Source organism: Microcoleus sp. CAWBG27 (assembly GCF_020883145.1).
Classification (GTDB): domain Bacteria; phylum Cyanobacteriota; class Cyanobacteriia; order Cyanobacteriales; family Microcoleaceae; genus Microcoleus.
Genome location: NZ_JAHREU010000128.1, coordinates 1 through 6,943 on the forward strand (window position 1 = coordinate 1; position 6,943 = coordinate 6,943).

A 6,943-nucleotide genomic window follows, 5' to 3' on the forward strand; every position below is an offset into this window, starting at 1 on the left:
AATTGGATGCAACTTTCAACAGTAACATCGGGTAGATTAAGCAGTCTGTCAAGATGAAGATCCATACGGTAGAAATCAATTAGTAGTATCTCATTATACACTTTTCACCAAAAAGCCAGAAGAGCCTTTCTGGCCACCCGCACGCCAGCCTTATTAACAAACAATACGGGAGTGTAACTCAACTGGATAGAGTGTCGAGCTTCTACCTCGAATGTTGTAGGTTCGAGTCCTACCGCTCCTGTTAAATGGGTTCGTAGCTTAACTGGAAAAGCATCTAGCTGGCCGCTAGAAAGATATCGGTTCAAATCCGATCGCAATCCACCAACTTTGGGTCTGTAGCTTAATCGGAAAAGCGCTTAGTTCGCAACTAGGAAAATGTCGGTTCGAGTCCGACCAGTATCCACCAAAAAGGGGTCATAGCTCAATTGGTAGAGCGCTTGCCTTGCACGCAAGAGGTTAGGAGTACCCTTCGGGAAGGCTTCGCCTACGATTCTCCTTGATTCCATGCGGTATCTGAAGTCGAAGCGGTCGAGACGCTAGCCTGTGAAGCTAGTTATTAGCGGGTTCAAGTCCCGTCGGATACCCCTTGGAAGATGCCGCTAAACAGTTGGCAACTGGTCTCGAAAACCAGGGTACAGGCAACTGTAAAGGTTCGATTCCTTCATCTTCCTTTTAATATCAAATCTAGTTAATTATACCGATGTATTGTAGGGGCAAAGCACTGCTGTGTTCTTACCGATGCGGTGCGATTTGGCAAGGATTTGATGTCACCACCAGAAGTCGAAAAGCGAGACTCCGTGCTGATAACGCGGCGATAGGAGGGGCAGTACCTCCCTGGTGGATTTCCTATGTTTGAGCCATAGGAATCATGGATATTTTGCATCATGGAAGATGCCGCTAAATGGTCAGCAACTTGTCTTGAAAACAAGGGTACAGGTAACACCTGTAAGGGTTCGATTCCTTCATCTTCCTTATTGAAATATTCTGGGAATTGGCAAATAGATTTGCTATCCTGTAGCCATAGAAATTGTGGGGAGGTCGCCTAATTTGGAATGGCACCGCAAAAACTAGGCAAAGCGGCTCTCAAAAGGACGATCGCGTTTGTTGAGTAGGGTAAAAAGTTGCTTCGCGACGTTCCCTGAAAACACAAACTAGCAGCGGGTTGCAGATGCACTGAAAGGAATTAACAGTCCGAGATGGGGGCAGTTCCCGTCTGCTTGCGGGCAGTAAGGAAGCGCGTTTCCTGAAAGTTGCCGTCGATCGATGCGGGTTCGAGTCCCGTCCTCTCCATTCTTGGTTCAAAACCGAGGAATTTCAACCCGTGCCCTGACTCTCAAAGCATACATACTCGGCTGTTAACCTAAAGATTACCCACATCCTGTAATAAATTTGATCCCCCATATTACAGCTCCAGAAATTACCGTTAAAACCCCTAATATCGTCACATTTGTGAGAATTAGTGGAATTTGCCCAATCAAACCAAGACTAACAGCAAGACTAGCAATTATTTTGAACAAGAAAAATCCTCCGACCACTGGAACACTTGTGGCTCCGATCGTTGCGATAATTAAACCGCTCATCGTAAAAAGGATAAAACCTAAAAATAATAGCAAACAAATCGATGCAATAATTCGTATCAAATTGGGATGAGGGCAAAACGAAGTTTGGGCAAGTAGCGTTTGACCAAAGTCTATTTTTAATGAGAACATGGCTTCTTAGTAATTTACATTAGTCAACTAAAATACACATTCAAAATTTTAGCACTTGAGTGTAAATCAGGACTTGTCCGAAAGCTTACAGGATATGAAGTTTTTAATAAAAAAGAATCCCCGCAGTTATGGGGCGGGGAGTGTCAAGCACTTGCACTGGTTGAACCTCAGTTACCGTGCGGGTCTAGATCCGGGTCATAGCTGCACGTTGGCCGCAGTCGGGTCATCAACTGCTTCAACAAAAAGCCATTGCTGTTCCAAGCGGTATAAGGACTGGCCCCTTGTCCTTTGAGGGACAAGGTTTGTCGGGCTTTGTTGTGGCAGATAGTTGCCAGCAGGCTAACGACAGCCACTAAGCCGAGTTCATCGACAAGGGCTTCGAGTTCATGTTGGGTCACAAGTACACCTCCAGGGTTGACTATTTCCTGAAGTATACCATAGAGTACCCTTTAAGGGTACTACAAGTATATTGATAGTTACTTAGACTCTTGTTCGTCCACGAGGTTGTATTCCTTGACGGCCGCCATGACTAGCAGAGTGGACATAGGAACTCCAGTCTGCTGGGAGATTTTTCTCAGTTTTTCGTGCAAACTCTTGGGAACTGTGACTTTAATCACACCCGTCTCTTCTTTGTCAGCCATTGCAAGCAGTCATATTTAGTTGACATCAGCTTATCTTCTTTCGGAGTATCGATCGCCCTTTCCTCCAATTGCCTCTAGCCATACGGGCGATCGCACAGTTGAAAAGCACTACTGCTACCATGGTTTCAGCCTTGGTGATTCCCAAAACTTCTTAACAAACAATTTTAAACATGAGAAAACTCATATATTACGTCGCTTCCACCGTTGACGGGTTTATTGCTCGCGAAGATGGCTCCTTTGATTGTTTTCCGATGGCAGGAGAGCATTTCGCCGATTTGTTCGATCGCTTTCCCGAAACCATTCCGGCGCACCTTCACGAAGCGGTGGGAATTAATTTTTCAGGAAACAAGCAATTTGATGCTGTTTTGATGGGGCGCAAAACCTATGAAGTCGGGCTAAATGTCGGTTTGACTAATCCTTATCCCAGCTTGAAACAGTATGTCTTTTCGCGCAGTATGCCAGCCAGCCCAGATGGGAATGTTGCACTGGTGTCGGACAATGCTGTTGAATTGGTTCAGGAATTGAAGCAGGAAACAGGTAAAGATATCTGGCTGTGCGGTGGCGGTGAGTTAGCGGCAACGGTGGTTTCAGAGATTGATGAGATGATTGTCAAGTTGAATCCGGTAGTCATTGGGGCGGGCATTCCGATGTTTGCCAGGGCGATCGCGCCTACTAATCTGGAATTGGTCGATCGCAAAATCTACAGTAACGGCTTCATGCTGCTGCACTATCGATTGCAAAAATGAGGTGTTTGGGCGATCGGATCGAATAGCATCAGATCGTACATTCAGGAATTGATTGGTTTACAATAAGTCTAAATTTGCCAATCATTAGACATAGAAACCATGAGCATTCAAGTTCTCAAGTTAGAATTGATTCAATGGATTTTGCTATTAAAGGATATCGAACTTTTAAACGAAATCGAAAAACTAAAAGAAAAGTCACCCGAAAAGAGTGCTGTCCTAAAACCTCGTCAATTTGGCTGCGGCAAAGGAATTTTTACTCACGTTGCGGATGATTTTGATGAAACACCTGCTGGTTTTCAAGAATAACAGTACCATGTAAAATTGTTATAATCTCAAATTGTGGTAATCTCAATCTACAGCAACAGCTTCATGTTGCTGTATTATCGAGTGAAGCACGACGAAGGCAAAATTTTAGGTTCAAGTTATGATCGATTTAAAACAGTTTAACTATTACTTAGTCATCGATCTGGCAGCAACCTGCTGCGATCGAGGAACTATCCCACGAAATCAGATGGAAATCATCGAGATAGGAGCAGTGATGGTAGATTCCAAAAAGCTAAAAATCGTTGATGAATTTCAAACCTTTGTCAAACCCATTCGCAATCCGATCTTAACTGAATTCTGCACGTCCTTAACATCGATCGCCCAAACCGAAATCGATGGCGCCCCAACATACCCCGAAGCTAGTGCCCTGCTGGAAAACTGGCTTTCTGGCTACTCAAATGGCGTATTTGGTTCCTGGGGCGAGTTCGATCGCAAACAATTTAAAAAGGATAGCAATTTGCATCAAGTCCCGTTTCCCATTGCTTATCCTCACGTCAATCTCAAAAAAATATTTACAAAAACGCAAGGTTTGCCAAAACGATACGGTATGGCACAAGCTTTAAAACTTGCGAGATTCCGGCTGAAAGGAACTCCTTACCGAGGAATTGATGATGCCAAAAATATCGCTAGATTGTTGCCTTATATTTTAGGCAAAAAAAGCTTAGTTAAGAAGTAACATTTTTTAATTTCACAATCTGGCGATTGATAATTCAATCGGAGATACAAAGCAGATAAACACAAATTAACGCAGATATAGCCTTTCTCAAACAAGTCAGGTACGTTGTTGGGCTTAAGCCCTCTTAATTCAGTGGTCATATAAGCTATCAGTCATACCTCATCTTTTTGATAAAGGCTATAATTGCAAAAAACCAAAGTTAATCAAAGCAAAAATATTTGTATTTATTTGCTTTTATATGCCGTTAAAAATAAAAAATATTTAGGTAAAACTTATGAAGAATCTAAAACAATTCGACTATTATCTAGTGCTAGATTTGGAAGCAACCTGCTGTGACAAAGGATCGATCGCCCGAAATCAGATGGAAATTATCGAGATCGGCGCCGTGATGGTAGAGCCCACAACCCTAACCATCGTCGATGAATTTCAAACATTCGTCAAACCCGTGCGTTATCCCATTCTCACCGAATTCTGCACGTCGCTAACGTCCATCGCCCAAACGGAAGTCGATCGGGCTCCAACCTACCCCGAAGCAAGCGCTATGCTAAAAAACTGGCTGTCTGGCTACCCAAACGGTGTATTTGGTTCCTGGGGAGAGTACGATCGCCAACAATTCAACAAGGATAGCAACTTTCATCAAATTCCTTCTCCCATTGCTTATCCTCACATCAACCTCAAAAAAATGTTTTCAGAAACCCAAGGCTTGCCAAAACGATACGGCATGGAAACAGCCTTAGAACTTGCGGCTTTACCCCTAGAAGGAACCCATCACCGAGGCATTGACGATGCTAGAAACATCGCTAAATTGTTAGCCTATATTCTAGGACAAAAAAAGCTGAAGTAAATTTTCATACTTCTCAAAAATTACATATTCTATAGCGGTTATTAGAAAGATGAGGTACGTTGTTGGGATGCGAGCCCTCTTAGTTTAATGGTTATGTAAGCTGTCAGTTATACCTCATCTTTTTGAGAAAGGCTATCTCTGCGTTCCGAAGCGTTAATCCGCCCTAATCTGCGGTTGCAAAAACGTAGAAAGTCCTGCTGGCGAATTCTATCTGCGTTCCGAAGCGTTAATCCGCCCTAATCTGCGGTTGCCAAAACCCTGGAAAGTGCTGCTGTGCGGACGGCAACTGGTTTGGAAAACCAGAGTGCAGCAATAAGCTGTAGAGGTTCGACTCCTCCATTTTCCGTTTGATTTAAATTAAGTTTTTGGGATTTTTATTCAATAGACTTCTTGCAAAAATAGTTAGGACGATACTCAAAGCCTATCCCGCAAAAATCTTTTTTCTTTCTTGTGGGACGTTGCTCTGAGCATCGTCCCAAAATTTGATTAAAAGGACTTTTGCAAGAGGTCTAATCTCAATACTCAAATTTAAGTCATTGCTTGTTCACCCTAAAAGGAAAATAAAATGTAATGTCACGCACCAAATTTGAACGGACTAAACCCCACGTCAATGTCGGTACAATCGGTCACGTTGACCATGGCAAAACAACCCTAACAGCTGCGATTACGATGACGCTAGCTGCACTAGGACGAGCCAAGGCTAAAAAGTACGACGAAATCGATGCTGCACCTGAAGAAAAGCAGCGGGGAATCACAATTAATACGGCTCACGTTGAGTATGAAACGGGCGATCGCCATTACGCACACGTTGATTGTCCGGGTCACGCTGATTACGTGAAAAACATGATTGTGGGTGCCGCTCAAATGGATGGTGCGATTCTAGTTGTGGCTGCAACAGATGGTTCGATGCCTCAAACTCGCGAACATATCTTGTTAGCGCGGCAAGTTGGAGTGCCCAAGCTGGTTGTCTTTTTGAATAAGAAAGACATGGTGGACGATGCAGAAATTGTGGAGTTAGTAGAATTAGAAATTCGCGAACTTCTGAGTTCTTACGGTTTCCCGGGCGATGATATTCCAATAATTGCTGGTTCGGCACTCAAAGCGCTAGAAAAGATGACTGCTAATCCCAAGATTCAGCGCGGCGACGACGATTGGGTTGACGGTATTTACGATTTGATGGATGCGATCGACTCCTACATTTCGACACCCGATCGCGATATTGACAAGCCTTTCCTGATGGCTGTGGAAGATGTTTTTTCCATCAAAGGCCAGGGAACAGTCGCGACAGGAAAAATCGAACGCGGTCAAATCAAGGCCGGCGATATTGTGGAATTGGTGGGAATCCAAAACACTCGCACCGCCAAAGTTGTCAGCATCGAAATGTTCCAGCAAATTCTTGATTCTGCCATTGCTGGCGATAATGCCGGCTTGTTGCTGCGCGGCATCCAAAAGCACGAAATTGAGCGGGGAATGGTGATTGTCAAACCCGGTTCAATTAAGCCTCATACTTTGTTTGAATCAGAGGTTTACGTGCTGTCAGAAAAAGAAGGCGGCCGCCGAACTCCTTTCTTTGCTGGATATCGCCCTCAGTTTTACGTGCGGACAACGGATGTTACCGGTGCGATCGCATCTTTTGCGGCCGATGATGGAAGTACCATGGAAATGGTAATGCCGGGGGATCGGGTGAGGATGACAGTGCAGTTGTTGCAGCCAATTGCGATCGAACAAAATATGCGTTTTGCCATTCGCGAGGGCGATCGCACTGTCGGTGCCGGTGTCGTCTCCCGAATTCTGAAGTAGGCACAAGGGCGATCGGCTAAAATCAGTAGGGCGGGCTTTTGCCCGCCTTACTAATTGGTACAATTATATTGGAGTTGTGCGATTCGTTTAGCCGAAACTGAGTAACGATACTTAGGGGATGGCTAGGATGACTACAAAGTCATCATAACTGGATACACATCTGGGTGCGGTTCATCCCTAGTCCCAGACCGCAAGTGCAGCGG

At 44.4% G+C, this 6,943-nt stretch carries 8 protein-coding genes and 8 tRNA genes; 13 read left to right on the top strand and 3 right to left on the bottom strand.

Going from position 1 to position 6,943, the window contains the following annotated elements; all coding sequences use genetic code 11:
* The first annotated feature begins 167 nt into the window (after nucleotides 1–167).
* The 7 genes from QZ938_RS32475 to QZ938_RS32505 all read left to right on the top strand — a co-directional run bounded on the left by QZ938_RS32475 (nucleotide 168) and on the right by QZ938_RS32505 (nucleotide 972).
* Nucleotides 168–241, top strand: a tRNA-Arg gene (locus tag QZ938_RS32475).
* Between the two features lie 6 nt (nucleotides 242–247).
* Nucleotides 248–324 (top strand) — tRNA-Ala (locus QZ938_RS32480).
* 5 nt (nucleotides 325–329) lie between these two features.
* Nucleotides 330–406, top strand: a tRNA-Ala gene (locus QZ938_RS32485).
* Nucleotides 407–410: 4 nt separating this feature from the next.
* Nucleotides 411–505 (top strand) — tRNA-Ala (locus QZ938_RS32490).
* A 4-nt stretch (nucleotides 506–509) separates the two neighbouring features.
* A tRNA-His gene (locus tag QZ938_RS32495) sits at nucleotides 510–584 on the top strand.
* A 4-nt stretch (nucleotides 585–588) separates the two neighbouring features.
* Nucleotides 589–671 (top strand) — tRNA-OTHER (locus QZ938_RS32500).
* A gap of 215 nt (nucleotides 672–886) precedes the next feature.
* Nucleotides 887–972 (top strand) — tRNA-Ser (locus QZ938_RS32505).
* 395 nt (nucleotides 973–1,367) lie between these two features.
* Here QZ938_RS32505 and QZ938_RS32510 read toward each other — a convergent pair.
* From QZ938_RS32510 to QZ938_RS32520, 3 genes are all read right to left on the bottom strand, one after another.
* On the bottom strand, nucleotides 1,368–1,709 hold the full coding sequence (locus QZ938_RS32510; protein ID WP_293150374.1) for a hypothetical protein: 342 nt from the start codon (nucleotides 1,707–1,709) through the stop codon (nucleotides 1,368–1,370).
* A 167-nt stretch (nucleotides 1,710–1,876) separates the two neighbouring features.
* Nucleotides 1,877–2,107 (bottom strand): hypothetical protein, encoded by a 231-nt coding sequence (locus QZ938_RS32515; RefSeq protein ID WP_293150372.1) that lies wholly within the window; start codon nucleotides 2,105–2,107, stop codon nucleotides 1,877–1,879.
* 78 nt (nucleotides 2,108–2,185) lie between these two features.
* Nucleotides 2,186–2,350 (bottom strand): ribbon-helix-helix domain-containing protein, encoded by a 165-nt coding sequence (locus QZ938_RS32520; protein WP_293338255.1) that lies wholly within the window; start codon nucleotides 2,348–2,350, stop codon nucleotides 2,186–2,188.
* A gap of 170 nt (nucleotides 2,351–2,520) precedes the next feature.
* Here QZ938_RS32520 and QZ938_RS32525 point away from each other — a divergent pair, with 170 nt between their 5' ends.
* The 6 genes from QZ938_RS32525 to tuf all read left to right on the top strand — a co-directional run bounded on the left by QZ938_RS32525 (nucleotide 2,521) and on the right by tuf (nucleotide 6,740).
* Nucleotides 2,521–3,096, top strand: a complete 576-nt coding sequence (locus tag QZ938_RS32525) for a dihydrofolate reductase family protein (RefSeq protein ID WP_293338257.1) — start codon at nucleotides 2,521–2,523, stop codon at nucleotides 3,094–3,096.
* Between the two features lie 99 nt (nucleotides 3,097–3,195).
* Complete coding sequence (locus QZ938_RS32530) at nucleotides 3,196–3,402, top strand: hypothetical protein (RefSeq protein ID WP_293338259.1); 207 nt, start codon at nucleotides 3,196–3,198, stop codon at nucleotides 3,400–3,402.
* A 118-nt stretch (nucleotides 3,403–3,520) separates the two neighbouring features.
* Nucleotides 3,521–4,096, top strand: coding sequence for a 3'-5' exonuclease (locus tag QZ938_RS32535; protein ID WP_293150364.1), 576 nt, complete (start codon nucleotides 3,521–3,523; stop codon nucleotides 4,094–4,096).
* A 274-nt stretch (nucleotides 4,097–4,370) separates the two neighbouring features.
* Entirely contained in the window at nucleotides 4,371–4,940 is a 570-nt protein-coding gene (locus QZ938_RS32540) for a 3'-5' exonuclease (protein ID WP_293150362.1), read from the top strand.
* A gap of 259 nt (nucleotides 4,941–5,199) precedes the next feature.
* Nucleotides 5,200–5,287 (top strand) — tRNA-OTHER (locus QZ938_RS32545).
* Nucleotides 5,288–5,510: 223 nt separating this feature from the next.
* On the top strand, nucleotides 5,511–6,740 hold the full coding sequence (gene tuf / locus QZ938_RS32550; protein ID WP_293150360.1) for an elongation factor Tu: 1,230 nt from the start codon (nucleotides 5,511–5,513) through the stop codon (nucleotides 6,738–6,740).
* Nucleotides 6,741–6,943 lie beyond the last annotated feature (203 nt).